The sequence below is a fragment of the Hydrogenophaga sp. GW101-3F08 genome (genome assembly GCF_059424585.1).
This window is the reverse complement of sequence record NZ_JBWKZP010000006.1, coordinates 210357-229178: the sequence shown is the minus strand read 5'-3', so window position 1 is coordinate 229178 and position 18822 is coordinate 210357. Positions and strand designations below refer to the sequence as shown.

Here is an 18822-nt window from a genome sequence, read left to right as displayed (position 1 = left end):
AATCACTCCCCAAGGAGACAAGCATGCGTCGCGACACCTTCCTGAAGTCCCTGGCCGCCATGGCCGCCGCTGGAGCCCTGCCCAACCTGGCCTGGGCCAACGCCAACATCAAGATGATGATCCCCGCCAACCCGGGCGGTGGCTGGGACGGCACCGGCCGCGCCCTGGGCGAAGCCCTGCGCGACGCCGGCGTGGCCTCCTCGGTCACCTTCGAAAACAAGGGCGGCGCGGCCGGCGCCATCGGCCTGGCCCAGTTCTACAACGCCAGCAAGGGCGACCCCAACGCCCTCATGGTCATGGGCGCGGTCATGCTCGGCGGCCTGATCACCGGCAAACCCCCGGTGTCGATCACCCAGCTCACGCCCATCGCGCGCCTGACCACCGAATACAACGTGTTCGTGCTGCCGGCCAACTCGCCCTTCAAGAGCATGAAAGACGTGGTCGAACAGCTCAAGAAAGACCCCGGCAGCGTCAAATGGGGCGGCGGCTCGCGCGGCTCCACCGAACACATCGCGGCCGCGCAGATCGCGCAGTCGGTGGGCGTGCCCGCGGCCAAGATCAACTACGTGCCCTTCCGTGGGGGTGGTGAGGCCACGGCGGCCATCCTGGGCGGCAACGTCACGGTGGGCGGCAGCGGCTACAGCGAATTCCAGCAATACATCGACAGCGGCAAGATGAAGGCCGTGGGCATCACCTCGGGCCAGCGCGTGGCGGGCATCAACGTGCCCACGCTCAAGGAGCAGGGCATCGACGTGGAGATCGGCAACTGGCGCGGCGTGTACGGCGCACCGGACATCACGCCGGCGCAGCGCGACGCGCTCACCGAGATGATCGTCAAGGCCACCAAGAGCAAGGCCTGGGCCGAAGCGCTGAAGAAGAACAACTGGACGCCCGCGCTGCTCACGGGCAAGGCCTTCGACGAGTTCGTGGACCGCGACTTCTCCGCGCTGCGGGCCACCATGGTGCGCGCCGGCATGGTCTGACCCGGGTTCAACGCCACGGTTTGAAAGCCGCGCCCCGCGAGGGTCGCGGCTTTTCTTATGCCCGCTTCACGCCGGGGCAGAGCTGCTCGGGGTTTCCTTTTCCAGAACGCAGACGATGCTCTTGCCCAGCCTGTGCAGGGTCAGGGCGTCCACCACCCAGCGCGAAGCCCTCACCATCACCGAGTCCCAGAGCCGGATCTGGCCGGCGCTGGGGGAGTCCGATTTCAGGACCAGCCGGTTGGCCAGGCTCGCGAGCATGCCCACGCTGTCGAGGTAGTGCATCTTCCGAATGCGCAATGGCGCCGGCACGGCAGCACGCAGCAGCGCCTTGTTGTAGCGCCGGTGGTGGCCAATCTTGCGGTCGAACTCGGTGTACAGGAAGTTGTGCGCCGGGGCCACGATGACGATGTGGCCCCCGTCCACCAGATGGCGGGCCACCCGCTGCAACTCCTCGTGGTCGTGTTCGATGTGTTCGAGCACGTCGATGTACAGAATGGTGTCGAAGACCTCGTCGGCCCCGAGATCGCAGGACGTGCCATTGCGGATGGCGTACCCGGCGGGCAGCTCGCCCTGGCCCAGCATGCGCTCGACCTGCTGGCACATCCCCACGTCGGGCTCCAGCCCCACCCATTTGCGGTACGGCCGGTGGTTCAAGGCCCTGGCGGTGGCGCCCAGCCCGGCGCCGAGTTCGAGCACCTCGTCACCCAGGAACGGTGCAATCTCGCTGCCCCAGTAGGCCTTCCAGTGCACCGCCGCGGCAAAATTCTCCAGCTCGTTGCCGGAGTAGGAAAACGCGTCGGAAGACATGGGCATGTGGGCGTTCGGCGTGCGGGTTTCGGGGGCGAGAGCGCACATCGTACGCTCCCGTTCGGCCCATCGGATCGTGGGGTATCCGGCGCGGGTCGCGGGCCGCAGCGTGCTGGGCTATATTGGCCGTCGATGCCTCGGCATTGGCGCACGGCGCCATTTTTCTCTCGACGAAGCCATCGAAGGAGCTGACCCATGCCATCCGGAAAAATCCTCGTCGCCCAAGGCGGCGGCCCCACCGCCGTCATCAACCAGTCGCTGGTGGGCGTGGCGCTGGAAGCACGGCGCTTCCAGAACGTGAAACTGGTCTACGGCGCGCGCCACGGCGTGCGTGGCATCGTGGACGAAGAGTTCGTGGACCTCACCCAGGAGACCAGCCACAACCTCGAAGCGGTGGCCTGTACCCCGGCCTCGGCGCTGGGCTCCACGCGCGACAAGCCCGACCTGAAGTACTGCCAGGAAATCTTCAAGGTGCTCAAGGCGCACGAGATCGAGCACTTCTTCTACATCGGCGGCAACGACTCGTCCGACACGGTGCGCATCGTGAGCGAAGAGGCGCGCAAGGCCAACTACCCGCTGCGCTCGATCCACATCCCGAAGACGATCGACAACGACCTGGTGGGCAACGACCACACGCCGGGCTTCCCCTCGGCGGCGCGCTTCGTGGCCCAGGCCTTTGCCGGCGCCAACCTCGACAACGCCTCGCTGCCCGGTGTGTACGTGGGCGTGGTGATGGGGCGGCACGCGGGCTTCCTTACCGCCGCGTCGGCCCTGGGCAAGAAGTTTCCGGACGATGGCCCGCACCTGATCTACGTGCCCGAGCGCGTGTTCGAGATTCCGAGATTCCTGGCCGACGTGAAGACCATGGTCGAACGCCATGGCCGCTGCGTGATCGCGGTGAGCGAGGGCATCCACGACGCCTCGGGCCAGCCCATCATCACCCAGCTGGCCAAGGACGTGGAGAAGGACGCGCACGGCAACGTGCAGCTCTCGGGCACCGGCGCGCTGGCCGACCTGCTGTGCGAAGAGATCAAGGCCAAGCTGGGCATCAAGCGCGTGCGCGGCGACACCTTTGGCTACCTGCAGCGCAGCTTCATCGGCTGCGTGAGCGACGTGGACCAGCGCGAGGCGCGCGAGGTGGGCGAAAAAGCGGTGCAGTTCGCCATGTGGGGCCAGGTCGACGGCTCGGTGGCGATCAAGCGCACCGGTTTCTATTCGGCCGACTACGAGCTGCTGCCGCTCGACGCCGTGGCCGGCAAGACCCGCACCATGGAAGACGAGTTCATTGCCCCCAGCGGCACCGACGTGACCGACGCCTTCCGCCTCTACCTGCGGCCCCTGCTCGGCTCGGGCATGCCCGACGCCTTCCGCCTGCGGCACAACCCCGTGGCCAAGGTGCTCAAACGGAACTGATGCGACAGGCGGGCGCGGCGCGTCTGCCTACAATGCCGGAGCCCGGCCGCCGTGCCGGGCGACAAGCGTTCTCAGGGCGGGGTGAAAGTCCCCACCGGCGGTGATGGCGGCGTGGTGTTCCACCACGACCGCACGAGTGCCGCGAGCGCCTGCGCATTTCGGTGCGCAGGGTCAGCAGACCCGGTGAGATCCCGGGACCGACGGTCACAGTCCGGATGCAAGAGAGCGCGAGCATGCTGCCCGGGCGGTGCTGTTGCGCCGCCGTGGGCGCGTGTGCTTGTGCGCCCTGATTCTGTGCCACCCTCTTTGCCATGAGGCCACCATGAATCAGACAGTTTTCATCGCTGCTTCCGTTCCTTCTTCCCCCGCTGCGCCACAGCCCGCCTTGCCGCCGGGCCTGCGCTTCGCTTTCGTCGAGGCCTCGTGGCACGCCGACATCGTGCACCAGGCGCGCGACGCCTTCTTTGAGGCCATGGCGAGGGCCGGCTTCGGGCCGGCCAGCATCGACGTGTTCGACGTGCCCGGCGCGTTTGAAATCCCGCTGCACGCCCAGCGCCTGGCGCGCTCGGGCCGCTACGCCGCCGTGGTGGGCAGCGCGCTGGTGGTGGATGGCGGCATCTACCGCCACGATTTCGTTTCGCAGACCGTGGTGCAGGCGCTGATGGACGTGCAGCTCGACACCGGCGTGCCCATGATCTCGGCCGTGCTCACGCCGCACCACTTCCACGAACATGCCGAGCACCGCAAGTACTTCCTGCGCCACTTCTCCGTCAAGGGCACCGAGGCGGCCGAGGCCTGTCTGCAGGTGGTGGCCGGGCTGCAGCGGCTGGAGGCGCTGTTGGCGGCGTGAGTGCGGGATGCCATCTGGCCCTCGCGGCCGGTCATCGGTAGACTCGCCTTTTTGCAGACTGGGCGCGGGCCCCGAATCCGATGTTGAAACGTTCCTTCCCTGTCTTTGCGGCCCTGCTCGCCAGCGGTGCCGCTTGGGCCGACAACTGCGAGCCGCTGCGCGCGAAGATCGAGACCCAGATCAGTGCCACCGGTGTGACGAACTTTTCGGTGACCACGGTGGACGCGGGCGCGGCCGTGGTGGGTGAGGTGGTGGGCTCGTGTGGCAACGGCACGAAGCAGATCGTGTACGCCAGGGGGCCGGCGTCCGCCCGCGTGACGCCGCCGTCGGTGCAGCCCGCGGCCAGGCCGCGTCCGTCGCGCGACGATGACATCCTGACCGAATGCAAGGACGGCACGGTGTCCCGAGGCGGCAACTGCGCCCCGTGAACATGCCGCGGTCGTTCAGCCCAGCGCCTTGAACGACTGCAGCGGCGAGAGCGGCGTGAAGTCGCCGGCGCGCTTTTCCTTCATGGCCATGATGGACTCGCGCACATGCGCATTGCTCCAGATCGCGCCCTGCAGCCAGCCCATCTGGCGCAGGCTGTCTTCCACCGAGTGGTCGCGCGCGTAGCCCACCGCCTGCTTGGTGCCCCAGATCGCGATCGGCGGTTTGCCCGCAATCTCTTTCGCGCATTGCAGCGCCGCGGCCAGCATGGCCTCGGGTGTGTCGAACACCTCGTTCACCAGCCCATACGCCAGCGCCCGGGCAGCCGGCAGGCGCCGCCCGGTGTAGGCCATTTCCTTCACCACCGCGAACGGGATCAGCTTGGGCAGGCGCTGCAGCGTGCCCACGTCGGCCACCATGCCGATGTTGATTTCCTGGATGCAGAAAAACGCGTCGACCGTGGCGTAGCGGATGCAGGCGGCCGTGACCATGTCCACCGCGCCGCCGATGCAGCCGCCCTGGATGGCGCAGATCACCGGGAAACGCAGGTTCTCGATCTTCGTGAACGTGGCCTGCATGTCGGTCAGCAGGTCGAAGATGGCGGCGCGGCCTTCGGGGCTCTGGTCGTCCATGGCGATGGCGCCGCTGAAGGTTTCCAGCGCCATGCCGGCGCTGAAGTGTTTGCCGGTGCTGCTGATCACCAGCGCGCGCGCCGTGCCCTCGGTGTGGATGCGGGTCAGCACCTCGTCCAGCTCACGCCAGAAGGTGGGGTGCATGGTGTTGAGCGTGTCGGGCCGGTTGAGCACCAGGTGGGCCACTTGGTCGTCAGTCGAGCTCAGGGAAAAGCAGGTCGGTGTGTTCATCGGTGGCCTTGTCTTTGGCGGTTCGGGGTTTGGCGATGGTGTTTTCACTGTAGCCCGCGTGTGGCCCGTCTTCTGTCCCGGGTTTGACCAGCTTGCCCACGCGCACGCCCAGCAGGCGGATGCGGCGCGAGAGGTCCACGCGCTTGAGGCACAGCCCCGCCTGGCGGCGGATGGTGGCGGCGTCGGCGGTGAAGTGGTCGATGGTCACGTCGCGCGTCACGCTCTGGAAGTTGTCGTAGCGCAGCTTGATGCCGATGGTCTTGCCGGCGTAGCCTTTGCGTTGCAGGTCATCGGCCACCTGCTCGCACAGCCGCGTGAACACCGCGCCCAACTCGGCGCGGTCGCGCACGGCGTGCAGATCGCGGTCGAACGTGGTCTCGCGGCTCATGCTCACCGGCTCGCTCTCGGTCACCACCGGGCGGTCGTCGCGGCCCCAGCTCACGGCGTGCAGCCAGCGGCCGTAGCTCTTGCCGAAGTGCTCGATCAGCCAGCCGGGCTCGCGCGCGGCCAGATCGCCGATGGTGTGGATGCCATGCCCCTGCAGCTTCTCGTCGGCCTTGGGCCCCACGCCGTTGACCTTGCGGCAGGGCAGCGGCCAGATCTTGTCCTGCAGGTCCTCGGGCCAGACGATGCTGATGCCGTTGGGCTTGTTGAATTCGCTCGCCATCTTGGCGATGAGCTTGTTGGGCGCCACGCCGATGGAGCAGGTGATGCCGGTGGCCTGGAAGATGCTCTTTTGAATGAGCCGCGCCAGCACGCGCCCGCCCTCGCGCTGGCCGCCGGGCACGTGGGTAAAGTCGATGTAGACCTCGTCCACGCCGCGGTCCTCCATCACCGGCGCGATCTCCAGGATAGTGCTCTTGAACAGGCGCGAGATGCGGCGCACCTCGTCGAAATCCACCGGCAGCAGGATGGCCTGCGGGCAGAGCTTGGCCGCTTTCATGAGCCCCATGGCCGAGCCCACGCCGAACTGGCGCGCCGGGTACGTGGCGGTGGTGATGACGCCGCGCCCGGTGTAGCTGGCCAGGCGGGGGAAGAAGTCGAGCGGGATGCGGCTCAGGTCGCCGTCGGACCAATCGCGCTCCGGGTAGGCCTCGCGCAGACGCGCGATCACGTCGTCTTCGCGCCGCCGCCCGCCACCGATCACCACCGGCAGGCCCTTGAGCTGCGGGTAGCGCAGCAGCTCCACCGACGCGAAAAACGCGTCCATGTCCAGGTGCGCGATGCGCCGGGGCAGGGGGTCGGTCGGGTGGGCGGGTCGGGTCACGGCGCCAAGCATAGCGCTGTGGATGCGCCGCGCCGCGGTCTAAGATGGCCGACCAGAGCGGCGCCGTCGCACCGCCTTTTTCCCGGGAGTTGAAACATGAACACACTGTCCCGCCTGATCGCCGCCCTGCTCGTGGGCGCGGGCATCGCCGCCGCCGGTTTCGCGGTGAGCCAGGGCCTGGAGCGCTTTCGCATGTCGGACCGCTCGGTCACCGTCAAGGGCCTGGCCGAAAAGGACGTGGAGAGCGACTTCGCCATCTGGACACTGAGCTTTCGGCGCGCCGGCAACGAGTTCGGCAGCGTGCAACAGGCGCTCGCGGCCGACCGCGACAAAGTGCTGGCCTTCCTGCAACAGCGCGGTTTCACCGAGGCCGAGGTGGAAGCCCGGCCGCTGCAGGTGCAGGACCTGTTTGCGCGCGAATACGCGCAGGGCAACCAGCCGCTGCGCTTCAACGGCACGGGCCAGGTGCTGGTGAAATCGGCGCGGGTGGGCGAGGTCGAAAAAGCGGCGCTGGCGGTGGACCCGCTGATCCAGAGCGGCATGCAGCTCGGCGGCGAGGGCGAGGGCGCCAGCGGTCCGCGCTACCAGTTGCGCGGCTTCAACGACATCAAGGCACCGCTGCTGGCCGAAGCCACGCGCAACGCACGCGAGCAGGCCGACAAGTTCGCGGCCGAAGCCGGCGCCCGCCTCGGCCCCCTGAAAAACGCCAACCAGGGCGCGATCCGCATCACCGGCGACGACGGCAACGACTTTGACGATGGCAGCTCACGCACCAAGCGGCTGCGGGTGGTGAGCACGTTCGAGTATGAATTGAGGTAAGGCACCCCCCGCAGCGCTTCGCGCTACCCCCCAGGGGGCGGCACTGGCCGTCCGGCAAAGCCGGCCCGGCGGTGCCCTGGGTGGCACCGCTTCGTGCGTCGGGGGGGCTCCGGAAGCTGGAAAACTGAGGTGATCGGTCGCAGGCAGGCCACGCCGGGCTGGATGGGTTCAGCCGGTGGCGCGGGCATCGGCGGCAGGCGCCTCTGCCGCAGGCGTGTCGCCATCCATGTCCCCGGGAATGCCTGACCAGCTTTCCCAGCCCGGGCCGAAGGTTTCGATCGGGTGTTGGGTGCGCTCCGAGCCGTTGCCACACAGCAGGGCATCGGCCGCGCAGAAGCGGTCGCAGCCCCAGCAGTTGCGCTCGGGGTGGGCTGGGTTGATGGGGAAGCGTTTGGCCAAGTCGCGATTCAGATCGACTTCTGCACCAGCCAGCCCTTGAACAGCCAGGGCAGGCTGGGGCCGGTGCCGGCGGGCACGCCGCCCTTGTTCTCGGCGCTGACGGCCAGCTCGGTCACGCCTTGCAGATCGGTCTCTTTCACCGGCATCTGCAGCGTCTTGTATTTGCTCTCGATCACGCCCAGCGAGCGCGGCGCGGCGTCGCCGGCGATGGCCCAGACCTGCATGCTGTCTTCGCGGCCCTCTTTCACGTCGTTGAGCCGCTGCAGCAGCAGCGCGCCGTCTTTGGGGTTGTGGGTCGCGAGCATGGCGGGCTTTTGCTGGTCGTCCAGCAGCACGGCCACCTGGCGGATCTGCGGCACTTCGGTCAGCCGGGCCTGGGCGTGCTGGATCTGCGCCTGCAGCTGCGTCATCATGCTGCTGCTTGCGGCCCAGCCCACCAGCAACACCAGCAGCAGAAAGATGGCCAGCGCGCGCCACCAGGGGCTGACGCGGCGCGAGGCGGGGCTGGCGATGGGTTCGGTGCTGGCGGGGGGCTGGGTGTCGGTCATGGTCGGATCAGGTGGGAAAGGTACCGGGGAGGAGTATGCCCTTGTCCACCGTCTCGATCTTGGTGTGGCCGCAGAAGGCCATGGTCAGGTCCAGCTCGCGGTGGATGATCTCCAGGCACTTGGTGACGCCGGCCTCGCCCATGGCGCCCAGGCCGTAGAGGAAGGGGCGGCCGATGTAGACGCCGCGCGCGCCCAGCGCTCGGGCCTTGAGCACGTCCTGCCCGCTGCGGATGCCGCCGTCCATGTGCACCTCGATCTGGCTGCCCACCGCGTCCACCACGGCCGGCAGGGCTTCGATGCTGGACTGCGCGCCGTCGAGCTGGCGCCCACCGTGGTTGCTGACGATGAGCGCGTCGGCGCCCGAGGCCACGGCCAGTTTGGCGTCTTCCACGTCCTGGATGCCTTTCAGGATGAGCTTGCCGCCCCAGCGTTGCTTGATCCACTCCACGTCGCCCCAGTTGAGCGCGGGGTCGAACTGCTTGGCCGTCCATTCGCTCAGGGAACCCATGTTGTCCACGCCGCTCACGTGGCCGATGATGTTGCCGAAGCCGTGGCGCTTGGTGCCCAGCATGCCCAGGCCCCAGCGGGGTTTGGTCATCATGTTGAGGATGTTGGCGACGGTGAGTTTGGGCGGTGCCGACAGGCCGTTCTTCAGGTCCTTGTGGCGCTGGCCGAGGATCTGCAGGTCCAGAGTGAGCACCAGCGCCGAGCAGTTGGCGGCCTTGGCGCGGTCGATCAGGCGCTCGATGTAGGCGCGGTCCTTCATCACGTAGAGCTGGAACCAGAAGCCCTGGCCGGCGTGCTGCGCCACGTCTTCGATCGAGCAGATGCTCATGGTGGAGAGCGTGAACGGGATGCCGAAGCGGCGCGCGGCGCGCGCGGCCAGGATCTCGCCGTCGGCGTGCTGCATGCCGGTCAGGCCCGTGGGCGCGATCGCCACCGGCATGAACACCTCTTGCCCGACCATGGTGCTGGCGGTGCTGCGGTTTTCCATGTTCACCGCGACACGCTGGCGCAGCTTGATCTTCTGGAAATCGCTGGCGTTGGCGCGGTAGGTGCTCTCGGTCCAGGAGCCGGAATCGGCGTAGTCGTAGAACATGCGCGGCACGCGTTTTTCTGCCAGCACGCGCAGGTCTTCGATGTTGGTGATCACGGTCATGGGGCTTGTCTCCGGGAGTGTCGTTGGGTGAACTGCCCGCGATGTTAGCGAGGCGGACCGGAAAAGGCTTGTGAAACCCGGCCCTCTGGCTTTGAAAAATCTTCCGCGGTGTCGCGCAGGGGGCTGTCCAGCTCGCTTTTTGCAGGCGGCGGCGTAAGATCAAAAATCGGGGCCGGGAGCAGGGCCCCGCAGGCCCATGCCGTCCGCTGCCGGTGTTGCCTGCTGCCTGTTCTCCCCTGCGCCGTGGGGGAGTACCCATGTGCTGGCAGCGACACCGAACCCCGGAGGACCCGCATGAACCGCCCTTCCACCCCCGCCCGTCGCCTCGCCGCCTGCTCCGCGGGCCTGGCCACGGCGCTCGCCGCGCCGTTTGCCCTGGCGCAGACCGCACCCACCCAGCTCTGGGTCGATGTGTCCACCTCCACCTTCGCCGGCATGCCCGAGTTCATGCAGTCCGGCAGCGGTTTTCTCGGTGGGCTCATGGGCAAGGTCACGGGCAGCAGCGCCGCGCTGCGCCAGTACGGCCACGCCAGCGGGCGCTTCATCCAGCAGGGGACGGACCAGAGCCGCATGGGCGGCGGCATGCCGCCCACGCGTGTGGTCGATGTGGCCTTGCTCAACCCGCGGCGGCCCGGTGTCGAGGCCGCGCTGGCCATCCCGTCGGGCATGCGCATGGGCGAAGCCCTGCCGCTGGTGCCCCCCAACCCGGGTGAGCGCGAAGCGGGCGACGCCGAAGCCGGCAAGCCGCCCGAGATCAAGGGCCGCATCCTGGTCTACTGGGGCTGCAGCCCCACCGTGCGCCCCGGCCAGCCGCGCATCGCCAACCTCGGCGGCGACCCGGCCAAATGGGCCCAGGTGCTGGCCGGGCGCCATGCGCCGGAGCGCGCGGCCCGCGTGGGGGCGCAGCACGCGCTGTACCCGAACGAGAAAAACCAGGTCAACCCCAGCGCTGAGAGCTCGCTGCAGGGCGAACACCGCGTGCAGGGCGAGGGCGTGCCCGAGTCCATGGGCTTCACGCTCGGCCCCGGCCAGGACCTGATGCCCTCGATCCAGCTGCAGAGCCAGGGCGCCGTGACCGACAGCATCCAGCTCAACTGGCAGCCGGTGGAACGCGCCCACGCCTACCACCTGCACGCCATGGGCATGGTCGGGGACGACATGGTGCTCTGGTCCAGCTCGGAGATCGCCGACGCCGGCCTGGGCCTGTTCGACTACCTCGGCGAATCGACCACGGCCAAGTGGGTGCGCGACAAACTGCTGCTGCCCGCCAGCGCCGCCGAATGCGCGGTGCCCAAGGGCATCTTCGCGGGCGACGGGGCGGGCCGCTCGGGCGAGGCCGGCGCGGCCATGCTGCGCATGATCGCCTACGGCCCCGAGAGCCACTTCAGCCACCCCGCGCGCCCGGCCAAGCCGCCCGCAGGCTGGAAACCCGAGTGGACGGTGCGTGTGCGCACCAAGAGTCAGACCATGGCCATGCTCGGCGTTGACATGGCGGGCATGGCCGCCGGCCAGCAGGCGCCGGGTGGCAACGACCGCGAGGGCGACGAGTCCACGGGCCAGCGCCCCGAGCCCCAGGCGCCCGGGGCCATCAACATCCTGCGCGGTCTGTTCGGGCGTTGAGGCGGCGCCGCAGCGGCTCAGGGCGCGATCGGGTGCAGCTCGCGCAAGCCGTCCAGGAAAGCGTGCGTCACACGCAGCGCCTCGGGTGAGCGCCGCACGATGGCGCTGTAGCCGCAGGTGTAGCGCAGCAGCGCCGGGTTGACGGCGCGCAGGCGACCGTCGGCCACAAAGCCCTGCGCGTAGTGATCGGGCAGAAAACCCAGGTAGTGGCCCGAGAGGATGAGCAGCGCCACGCCCTCCTGGTCGGACGCGGTGGCCGCGCGCTGCAGCCGCCGCTGGTGGGTCAGCTCCATGTTCTGCGAGTGGTAGCCAAGCGCGGCCAGGGGCTGCTGGCGCAGCGCGCGCCAGTCGGCCCGGGCCGGGGGCGCTGCGAACCACGGGTGGCCCGCGCCGGCGTAGAGCAGCATGTTCTCGTCGAACAGCGGCGTGTAGTCCAGGCTGTCCGAGCGCCGGTGCTCGGGCACGATGCCGAGCTGGAACTGGCCGTCCATCACGCCGCGTTCGATCACCGCGATGCCGTTCACGTGCAGGTGCAGCTGGACCTGCGGCGCGCGTTCGCGCAGCAGCGCCAGCGCCTCGGGGATGTGCGCGGCCGGGTTGCTGGCGGTCTTTTCGAACACCGCCACGTGCAGGTCGCCGCCCAGGCGCTGGTGGATGTCGTGCAGGCTGCCGCGAAAACCTTCGGTGGCGGCCAGCAGGCGCTGGGTGGCCTCGTAGAGCTGTTGACCCTCAGGCGTAAGCGCGAAACCGGCGCGCCCGCGCCGGCACAGCACCAGGCCCACGCGGGTTTCCAGGTCCTTGATGTGGCGGCTGATGGTGGACATGGCGATGTTGAGCTCCAGCTCGGCCGAGGCCATGCCGCCGCAGTCCACCACCGCCTTGAACACCCGCAACAGGCGGATGTCCACGTCGCCCAGCTGGCCGATCACGGCCCGGTGTTTCACTTGCATGTTTTGTAAAGTCAATGTGGATAGGTTGTCATTTATACGAGTAAACCGCGCGCCCCAGAATGCGCTCAACCCCAACCCCCCGGAGAACCCCCATGGACCTGACCGACAGCCAGCGCCTGCAGAACGCGCCCCGCACCGACGCCGCCTGGCTGGCGGCGCACTGGATGCCCTACACCGGCAACCGCGAATTCCAGGCCAACCCCCGCCTCATCACCGGCGCCCAGGGGGCCTACTACACCAGCCACGACGGCCGCCAGATCTTCGACGGCCTCTCCGGCCTGTGGTGCACCGGCCTGGGCCATGCGCGCCGGGAAATCGTCGACGCCGTGAGCCGCCAGGTGGCCACGCTCGACTATTCGCCCGCCTTCCAGTTCGGCCACCCGCTGGCGTTCGAGCTGGCCAACAAGATCGTTGAGCGCATGCCCGCCGGCCTCAATCGCGTGTTCTTCACCGGCTCGGGCTCGGAGTCGGCCGACACGGCGCTGAAGATGGCGCGCGCCTACTGGCGCACCAAGGGGCAGGCCAGCAAGACGCGGCTGATCGGTCGCGTCAAGGGCTACCACGGCGTGAACTTCGGCGGCATCTCGGTGGGTGGCATCGCGGCCAACCGCAAGTTGTTCGGCCAGGGCGTGGAGGCCGACCACCTGCCCCATACCCAGCCACCGAACGGCAGCTTCCACCGCGGCATGCCGCCCGAGGCCGGGCCGCACGGTGCCGCGCTGGCCGACGAGCTGCTGGCGCTGATCGCGCTGCACGACGCTTCGAACATCGCCGCCGTCATCGTCGAGCCTTTCTCAGGCTCGGCCGGCGTGGTGATTCCGCCCGTGGGCTACCTGCAGCGCCTGCGCGAGATCTGCACCGCGAACAACATCCTGCTGATCTTCGACGAGGTCATCACCGGCTTTGGCCGCACCGGCAGCTGGACCGGCTCGGAAGCCTTCGGCGTCACGCCCGACATCCTCAACATCGCCAAGCAGGTCACCAACGGCGCGCAGCCGCTGGGCGCGGTGATCGTGCGGCAGGAGATCTGCGACACCTTCATGGCCGCGGGCGGCCCCGAGTACATGCTGGAGTTCCCGCACGGCTACACCTACTCGGCCCACCCGGTGGCCTGCGCCGCCGGCATCGCCTCGCTCGATTTGCTGGAGAGCGACAACGCGCTGCAGCGTGTGCGCGAACTCTCGCCGCATTTTGAGAACGCCGTGCACGGCCTGCAAGGCGCGAAACACGTGGCCGACGTGCGCAACTTCGGCCTGGCCGCGGGCATCACCATCGCGCCCCTGCCGGGCGAGCCGGCACGCCGGCCCTACGAGATCGCCATGGCCATGTACCAGAAGGGTTTTTACGTGCGCTACGGCGGCGACACGATCCAGCTCGCACCGCCTTTCATCAGCACGCCGGCCGAGATCGATCGCATGGTGAGTGCGCTGGGCGACACGCTGAATACCACGGCATGAGGTGAGCCCCGCAGCGCATCGTGCTGCGGGGCTGCACCGTTTCACGCGCCGGGTTGCCCCGGCGCCAGCCCGCTGGCGACCAGTCGCACGATCAGTTCTTCCGCGTTGTCGTAGTCGCGCGCGGTCAGCGCCGGCTTGCCCAGCAGCAGGGCGAACTGCGCCTGCTGTTCGGCGTAGGCCTGCGTGACCGACCAGATGATGAACATCAGGTGCGTGAAGTTCACGCGTGCGATGCGGCCTTCGCGCGCCCAGCGTTCGAAGGTGCGCACCTCCTTGCGCAGCAGCGGCCCCACGCGCGCGGTGATGGCCTCGCCGTACCTTGGTGCACCGGCGATCACCTCTTTGGTGAACACCTTGACCCCATTGGGGCGTTCGCGCGAAAAGCGCAGCTTCAGACCGACGTAGGCGCGCAGCGCGAGCATGGGGTCGTCCCCGTGTGAGAGCTCGTCCATGCCGGCCAGCCACTGGTCGAGCACATCGTCGAGCACGCGCCGGTACAGCGCCTCCTTGCTGGCGAAGTAATAGAGCAGGTTGTGCCGGCTGATGCCGGCGGCGGCGCCGATGTTTTCGAGGGAAGCGCCCTCGAAACCGAACTGGGCGAACTGGTTTTCGGCCTCCTGCAGGATGGCCGCTTCCTTGCGCAGGCGCGAGGCCGTGGGGGCCTTCGAAGGTGCTGTGTCGGGCCCGGATGGGGTGGGTGTTTTTGCCATCGCACCATTGTGGCGCAAGCCCCGTGCTGTTTTCTGGCATGGCGTTTGCTATAGGGATTTCACCAATTGGTAAAACTTTACCAGTCGGTAAATTGCGGCAGACCGCCGTGGTTGTGCGCAGGGTCAGGGTGCCGCAGAGCACACCGCCCGGCGCATGCCGTTTGTTGTTGCCCGAACCCGCCCCACAAGGAAAACCGATGGACACCCCCACGAGCCGCGCCTGCGGCGTCCACGCCGCCCGCCTCAACCTGGCGGACTACGCCGTCAACTTCAGCGACGCGCACCCGCCGCTGACCCGCCCGCAGGCGCTGATCGAAGCCGAGCGCTGCTACTACTGCCACGACGCGCCCTGCGCCACGGCCTGCCCCACGGGCATCGACATCCCCTCGTTCGTGCACCGCATCGCGCAGGGCAACAACCGCGGCGCGGCGCGCGCCATTCTGGAAGCCAACCCGCTGGGCGGCATGTGCGCCCGCGTCTGCCCCACCGAGGTGCTGTGCGAACAGGCCTGCGTGCGCAACACCCACGAAGACAAACCGGTGGAAATCGGCTTGCTGCAGCGCCACGCCACCGATGCCTTCTTTGCCCAGCCGGGTGCGCCCCTGTTCCAGCGCGCTGCGCCCACGGGCCAGCGCGTGGCGGTGGTGGGCGCGGGGCCGGCGGGGCTGGCTTGCGCCCATGGCCTGGCGCTGCGGGGGCACGATGTGGTGCTGTTCGAGGCGCGACCCAAGCTCGGTGGCCTCAACGAATACGGCCTGGCCAGCTACAAGACCACGGACGACTTCGCGCAGAAGGAAGTGGCGTGGCTCCTGTCGGTAGGTGGCATCGAGGTGCGCACCGGCCAACAGCTCGGGCGCGACATCACGCTCGACGGCCTGCTCGCCAGCTTCGACGCCGTGTTCCTGGGTCTGGGCCTGCAGGGCGTGAACGCGCTGGGCATCGCCGAGCCCACGGCCACGGGCCTGCGCAACGCGGTGGACTTCATCGCCGAACTGCGCCAGAGCACCGACCTCTCGACCCTGCCCGTGGGCCGCCGTGTGCTGGTGGTCGGTGGCGGCATGACGGCGGTGGACGCTGCCGTGCAGTCGCGCAAGCTGGGGGCTGAAGAAGTCACCATCGTCTACCGCCGGGGCGCGGAGAGCATGTCGGCGTCGCGCGTGGAGCAGCAGTGGGCGCAGACGAACGGCGTGCACATCCGCCACTGGGCCGCGCCGCAGGAACTGCTGTGCGAGGGTGGCGCCGTCAAGGGCATGTGCTTTGCCGCGACTGCGCTGCGCGACGGCAAGCTGATCGACACCGGCGAGACCTTCACGCTGGAAGCCGACATGGTGCTCAAGGCCATCGGCCAGACCTATGTGACCGAGCCCGTGGGCAAAGCGATCGCGCTGCAGGGCGGACGCATCGCCACCGACGCCGCGGGCCGCACCAGCCTGGCGCGCGTGTGGGCCGGCGGCGACTGCCGCGCGGGCGGGCGCGACCTCACCGTTGAAGCCGTGGAGCACGGGAAAGTGGCTGCGCTATCCATCCACGAAGCGCTGAGCGTGCCGGTGGCAATAGCGGCCTGAGGCTCGCCTAGATACCGCCCACCACCCCACGAGCACCCCAGCACACCACGCATTTCACCGGAGCACCCCATGGCAGACATCCGCAGCAATTTCCTGGGCATCCACAGCCCCAATCCCTTCTGGCTCGCCTCCGCGCCGCCCACCGACAAAGAGATCAACGTCACCCGCGCTTTTGAAGCCGGCTGGGGTGGCGTGGTGTGGAAGACGCTGGGCGAAGACCCGGCCGTCGTCAACGTGAACGGCCCGCGCTATGCCACGCTCATGTCGCAAGACCGCCGCGTGATCGGCCTGAACAACATCGAGCTGATCACCGACCGGCCGCTGCACACCAACCTGGAAGAGATCCAACGCGTGAAGCGCAACTGGCCCGACCGCGCCATGATCGTCTCGCTCATGGTGCCTTGCGAGGAAGAGAGCTGGAAGCGCATCCTGCCCATGGTGGAAGACACGGGGGCCGACGGCATCGAGCTCAACTTCGGCTGCCCGCACGGCATGAGCGAGCGCGGCATGGGCGCGGCCGTGGGCCAAGTGCCTGAATACATCCAGATGGTCACGGCCTGGTGCAAGCACTACAGCAAGCTGCCCGTGATCGTGAAGCTCACCCCCAACATCACCGACGTGCGCCAGCCCGCACGCGCTGCCAAGGCGGGCGGGGCGGATGCCGTGTCGCTCATCAACACCATCAACTCCATCATGGGCGTGGACCTGGACCGCATGGTCATGAGCCCGAGCACCGACGGCTGGGGTTCGCACGGCGGCTACTGCGGCCCGGCGGTCAAGCCGATTGCGCTCAACATGGTGGCCGAGATCGCGCGCGATGCGCAGACCGCCGGCCTGCCCATCAGCGGCATTGGCGGCATCACCACCTGGCGCGATGCGGCCGAATACATTGCGCTGGGCTGCGGCACGGTGCAGGTGTGCACCGCCGCCATGGTCTACGGCTTCAAGATCGTGCAGGACATGTGCGATGGGCTGTCGAACTTCATGGACGAGCATGGCTACGCCACGATCGACGACTTCAAGGGCCAGGCCGTGCCCACGGTGAAGGACTGGAAGAACCTCAACCTCAACCACATCGACAAGGCCGTCATCAACCAGGACGCCTGCATCCAGTGCGGCCGCTGCCACGTGGTGTGCGAAGACACTTCGCACCAGGCCATCACCTTCACCAAGGAGGGCGGTGTGCGCAGGTTCGAGATCAACGAGGCCGAGTGTGTGGGTTGCAACCTGTGTGTGTCGATCTGCCCGGTGCCGGAGTGCATCACCCTGCGCAGCCTTGCGCCCGGCGAGGTGGACGTGCGAACGGGCCAGACCGTCACCGGTGAATACGCCAACTGGACCACCCACCCCAACAACCCGCAGCGCGTGAGCGCATCCGCCTGACGGCGCCGGTGCGGTTCTTGCGTGGGCCGCCACCTGTTGTGTTTCCTTTTCCCCCGCATCTGCCAGCTCCGGGGCGCCGGCGCAGACCGCGGACTGTGTGTTAACCCACGAGGTCTTTGACAGGAGTACAGGCATGAACAACAGCATCGGCAGCACCGCCCAGGTGGCGGGGCCCATTCCCGCCAAGGCGACCAATCCGCTGGCCAACGAGGACTTGCTTCCCACCACCGCGGCGCAGCGCCACTGGGCCTGGAAGGACTACGCGGCCCTGTGGGTCGGCATGGTGGTGTGTGTGCCCACCTACACCATGGCCAGTTCCATGCTGGATCAGGGCTTTACCTGGCAGATGGCGGTGTGGCTGGTGTTCCTGGCCAACTGCATCGTGTTGGTGCCCATGCTGCTGATTGGCCGCGTGGGGCCCAAATATGGGGTGCCGTTCCCGGTGCTGGCGCGGGCCTCGTTCGGTGTGAAAGGCGCCAACCTGCCGGCCGTGTTGCGCGGGCTGGTGGCCTGCGGCTGGTTCTCCATCAACTGCTACTTCGGCGCGCTCGCTCTGCATGGTTTCCTGAACATCCTGGGCCTGGGGCTGGCGGGCCCGGCCGAGGGGCAGACCATCAGCACCTCGCAGTTCATGTGTTTCCTGGCATTCTGGGCGGTGCACCTCTGGTTCATCTGGAAAGGCCCCGAGTCGATCCGCGTGCTGGAGGTGATCGCCGCGCCGCTGATGATCGGCGCGTCCCTCCTGCTGGTGGTGGTGCTGATGATGAAGGTGCCCGCGGGCCAGCTCTTCAACCTGCCTGCCAAGGTGGTCGAAGGGGGCCCCAAGACCTGGGCCGCGCTCACCGGGCTGGTGGGCTTCTGGGCCACGCTGGCGCTGAACATTCCTGATTTCACGCGCTTCGCCAAGTCGCAGAAAGACCAGATCGTGGGCCAGGCCATCGGCCTGCCGATTCCCATGGCGCTGTTCTCCATGGTGGGCATCATCGGCTTCTCGGCCTCGGCCATCCTGTACGGCAAGGCGCAGCTGTTCCCCGACGGCCTGCTCACCCAGATGGGCAGCGTGGCCGCGGGTGTGGGCCTGCTGGTGATTCTGCTGGCCAACCTCACCACCAACGTCGCCGCCAACCTGGTGTCGCCCTCGTACGACTTCAGCCAGGTCGCGCCTTCGAAAATCAGCTTCCGCACCGGTGGCCTGATCGCCGCCGTCATCGGCCTGCTGTTCATGCCCTGGAAGCTGCTGGCCACCTCAGGCGGTTACCTGTTCACCTGGCTGGGCGGCTACGGCACGCTGCTGGGCGCCATCGCCGGCATTCTGCTGGTGGACTACTACCTGGTGCGCAAGAGCGTGCTCAAGGTGGACGACCTGTACCGCCGGGGCGGCGAGTACGAGTACAGCAACGGCTGGAACCTGAACGCGCTCATCGCGTTTGCCCTGGGTGTGCTGCCCTGCCTGCCGGGTTACCTGGCGGTGTCTGGCGTGATCGACAAAGCCGCCGTGCCCGGCCTGCTGCTGGGCCTGTTCGATTTCGGCTGGTTCTTCAGCCTGGCCGTGGCCGGCGGCTGCTACTACCTGATGACCAAAAAAAAGTGAGCCCATGACAAC

18 protein-coding genes and 1 riboswitch are annotated in these 18822 nt (G+C 68.1%); of the genes, 10 read left to right on the top strand and 8 right to left on the bottom strand.

The features are described 5' to 3' along the window. Positions 1-23 precede the first annotated feature (23 nt). Positions 24-983 (top strand): Bug family tripartite tricarboxylate transporter substrate binding protein, encoded by a 960-nt coding sequence (locus tag AC07YZ_RS16760; RefSeq protein WP_226491669.1) that lies wholly within the window; start codon positions 24-26, stop codon positions 981-983. Positions 984-1049: 66 nt separating this feature from the next. Here AC07YZ_RS16760 and AC07YZ_RS16755 read toward each other — a convergent pair whose 3' ends face one another. Next, positions 1050-1796, bottom strand: a complete 747-nt coding sequence (locus AC07YZ_RS16755) for a class I SAM-dependent methyltransferase (protein ID WP_494795531.1) — start codon at positions 1794-1796, stop codon at positions 1050-1052. Between the two features lie 189 nt (positions 1797-1985). Here AC07YZ_RS16755 and AC07YZ_RS16750 point away from each other — a divergent pair, with 189 nt between their 5' ends. The 3 genes from AC07YZ_RS16750 (at position 1986) to AC07YZ_RS16740 (ending at position 4481) form a co-directional block, all read left to right on the top strand. Continuing rightward, on the top strand, positions 1986-3203 hold the full coding sequence (locus tag AC07YZ_RS16750; protein ID WP_226491671.1) for a 6-phosphofructokinase: 1218 nt from the start codon (positions 1986-1988) through the stop codon (positions 3201-3203). Between the two features lie 63 nt (positions 3204-3266). Then, positions 3267-3434: riboswitch (FMN riboswitch) on the top strand. Between the two features lie 91 nt (positions 3435-3525). Beyond that, positions 3526-4053 (top strand): 6,7-dimethyl-8-ribityllumazine synthase, encoded by a 528-nt coding sequence (locus AC07YZ_RS16745; protein ID WP_494795530.1) that lies wholly within the window; start codon positions 3526-3528, stop codon positions 4051-4053. An 80-nt stretch (positions 4054-4133) separates the two neighbouring features. Next, positions 4134-4481 (top strand): DUF1161 domain-containing protein, encoded by a 348-nt coding sequence (locus AC07YZ_RS16740; protein ID WP_494795529.1) that lies wholly within the window; start codon positions 4134-4136, stop codon positions 4479-4481. A gap of 15 nt (positions 4482-4496) precedes the next feature. Here AC07YZ_RS16740 and AC07YZ_RS16735 read toward each other — a convergent pair whose 3' ends face one another. Together AC07YZ_RS16735 and AC07YZ_RS16730 are read right to left on the bottom strand one after the other, a co-directional pair. Further along, complete coding sequence (locus AC07YZ_RS16735; RefSeq protein ID WP_494795528.1) at positions 4497-5342, bottom strand: enoyl-CoA hydratase-related protein; 846 nt, start codon at positions 5340-5342, stop codon at positions 4497-4499. Beyond that, positions 5305-6621: a Y-family DNA polymerase gene (locus AC07YZ_RS16730; protein ID WP_494795527.1), complete on the bottom strand. Its 1317-nt coding sequence runs from the start codon at positions 6619-6621 to the stop codon at positions 5305-5307. Before AC07YZ_RS16730 ends, AC07YZ_RS16735 begins: the two co-directional genes overlap by 38 nt. 84 nt (positions 6622-6705) lie before the next feature. On the opposite strand from AC07YZ_RS16730, the gene AC07YZ_RS16725 reads away from it, so the two are divergent. Further along, positions 6706-7428 carry an SIMPL domain-containing protein gene (locus AC07YZ_RS16725; protein WP_226491675.1) on the top strand — a complete coding sequence of 241 codons (723 nt, stop codon included), beginning with the start codon at positions 6706-6708 and terminating at the stop codon, positions 7426-7428. A 168-nt stretch (positions 7429-7596) separates the two neighbouring features. On the opposite strand, the gene AC07YZ_RS16720 is transcribed toward AC07YZ_RS16725, so the two are convergent. From AC07YZ_RS16720 to AC07YZ_RS16710, 3 genes are read right to left on the bottom strand one after another with little or no spacing between them, the layout of a single operon-like run. Beyond that, the gene (locus AC07YZ_RS16720) at positions 7597-7827 is read right to left on the bottom strand and encodes a DUF3079 domain-containing protein (RefSeq protein WP_494795526.1); all 231 of its coding nucleotides are present in this window, start codon (positions 7825-7827) and stop codon (positions 7597-7599) included. 8 nt (positions 7828-7835) lie between these two features. After that, positions 7836-8375 (bottom strand): anti-sigma factor domain-containing protein, encoded by a 540-nt coding sequence (locus tag AC07YZ_RS16715; RefSeq protein ID WP_494795525.1) that lies wholly within the window; start codon positions 8373-8375, stop codon positions 7836-7838. A 7-nt stretch (positions 8376-8382) separates the two neighbouring features. Next, a complete protein-coding gene (locus AC07YZ_RS16710; RefSeq protein WP_068174554.1) occupies positions 8383-9534 on the bottom strand; it encodes an alpha-hydroxy acid oxidase in 1152 nt (383 codons plus the stop codon). Positions 9535-9828: 294 nt separating this feature from the next. On the opposite strand from AC07YZ_RS16710, the gene AC07YZ_RS16705 reads away from it, so the two are divergent. Further along, the gene (locus AC07YZ_RS16705; protein WP_494795524.1) at positions 9829-11154 is read left to right on the top strand and encodes a hypothetical protein; all 1326 of its coding nucleotides are present in this window, start codon (positions 9829-9831) and stop codon (positions 11152-11154) included. Positions 11155-11171: 17 nt separating this feature from the next. Here the strand turns inward: AC07YZ_RS16705 and AC07YZ_RS16700 are convergent, their stop codons facing one another. Next, positions 11172-12104 carry a LysR family transcriptional regulator gene (locus AC07YZ_RS16700; RefSeq protein ID WP_494795523.1) on the bottom strand — a complete coding sequence of 311 codons (933 nt, stop codon included), beginning with the start codon at positions 12102-12104 and terminating at the stop codon, positions 11172-11174. A gap of 92 nt (positions 12105-12196) precedes the next feature. Here AC07YZ_RS16700 and aptA point away from each other — a divergent pair, with 92 nt between their 5' ends. After that, positions 12197-13561 (top strand): omega-aminotransferase AptA, encoded by a 1365-nt coding sequence (gene aptA, locus AC07YZ_RS16695; RefSeq protein WP_494795522.1) that lies wholly within the window; start codon positions 12197-12199, stop codon positions 13559-13561. Positions 13562-13602: 41 nt separating this feature from the next. Here aptA and AC07YZ_RS16690 read toward each other — a convergent pair whose 3' ends face one another. Further along, the gene (locus AC07YZ_RS16690; RefSeq protein ID WP_494795521.1) at positions 13603-14271 is read right to left on the bottom strand and encodes a TetR/AcrR family transcriptional regulator; all 669 of its coding nucleotides are present in this window, start codon (positions 14269-14271) and stop codon (positions 13603-13605) included. Positions 14272-14468: 197 nt separating this feature from the next. Here AC07YZ_RS16690 and AC07YZ_RS16685 point away from each other — a divergent pair, with 197 nt between their 5' ends. The 3 genes from AC07YZ_RS16685 (at position 14469) to AC07YZ_RS16675 (ending at position 18810) form a co-directional block, all read left to right on the top strand. Next, on the top strand, positions 14469-15836 hold the full coding sequence (locus AC07YZ_RS16685) for an NAD(P)-dependent oxidoreductase (RefSeq protein WP_494795520.1): 1368 nt from the start codon (positions 14469-14471) through the stop codon (positions 15834-15836). Positions 15837-15905: 69 nt separating this feature from the next. Beyond that, a complete protein-coding gene (preA, locus tag AC07YZ_RS16680; RefSeq protein ID WP_494795519.1) occupies positions 15906-17219 on the top strand; it encodes an NAD-dependent dihydropyrimidine dehydrogenase subunit PreA in 1314 nt (437 codons plus the stop codon). Positions 17220-17352: 133 nt separating this feature from the next. Further along, positions 17353-18810, top strand: coding sequence for an NCS1 family nucleobase:cation symporter-1 (locus AC07YZ_RS16675; RefSeq protein WP_494795518.1), 1458 nt, complete (start codon positions 17353-17355; stop codon positions 18808-18810). Positions 18811-18822: the final 12 nt, after the last annotated feature.